Source organism: Nocardia amamiensis NBRC 102102 (assembly GCF_001612745.1).
Lineage (GTDB): Bacteria > Actinomycetota > Actinomycetes > Mycobacteriales > Mycobacteriaceae > Nocardia > Nocardia amamiensis.
Genome location: NZ_BDBA01000464.1, coordinates 1 through 785, shown reverse-complemented (window position 1 = coordinate 785; position 785 = coordinate 1). Strand labels below are relative to the sequence as shown.

At 64.5% G+C, this 785-nt stretch carries 1 protein-coding gene; it reads right to left on the bottom strand.

Features of this window, described 5'->3' with window-relative positions; all coding sequences use genetic code 11:
• Positions 1-785: IS256 family transposase (locus NA4_RS38440; RefSeq protein ID WP_157129605.1), on the bottom strand; the 785-nt coding region annotated here is incomplete at both ends.

The window sequence follows — 785 nt, the reverse complement described above, 5'->3', positions numbered from 1 at the left end:
AGGGGGCTTCGGCGCGGCAACGCGCCGGGGCTACCCGCCCAGGAGTTCTCCCAGAGTTTGACGATGGCGGGATATTTTCCGCCCCATTCCTCGGCGAATTCGTAGAACCGCTCCAGCGCCGCTGATTCCGTCGGTGCGGTGTAGACCGGTTTGAGTGCTTTGGCGATCGCGTCCCAGTGCTGGCGGGCCGCGTACCGGAACGAGGCCCGAAGCAGATGCACCACGCAGGTCTGAACGACCGCTTGCGGCCACACCTCGCCGATAGCCTCGGGCAGCCCTTTGAGGCCGTCGCAGACGAGCATGCACACATCAGCGACCCCGCGATTACGCAGCTCGGTGAGGATCTGGAACCAGAACTTCGCGCCCTCACCGCCGTCGCCGGCCCACAGGCCCAAGATGTCGCGGGTGCCGTCCACGGTCACCGCGAGCGCGACGTAGATGGGCCGGTTGGCGACCTTGCCATCACGAATCATCACATGGATGGCGTCGAGGAAGATCACCGGATACACCGCATCCAGCGGCCGGTTCTGCCATTCGGCCATCCCGTCGAGCACCTTGTCGGTGATAGTGGAGATCGTCTGCTTGGACACCTCGGCGCCGTAGACCTCCCGCAGATGCGCCGAGATCTCCCCATGGGTGAGCCCTTTGGCCGACAGCGACAACACCATGTTCTCCACACCGTTCAACCGGCGTTGCCGCTTGCGCACGATCTGAGGCTCGAAACTCGAGTCGCGGTCACGGGGGACGTCGATCTCGACCGGTCCGACATCGGTCACCACCGTTTT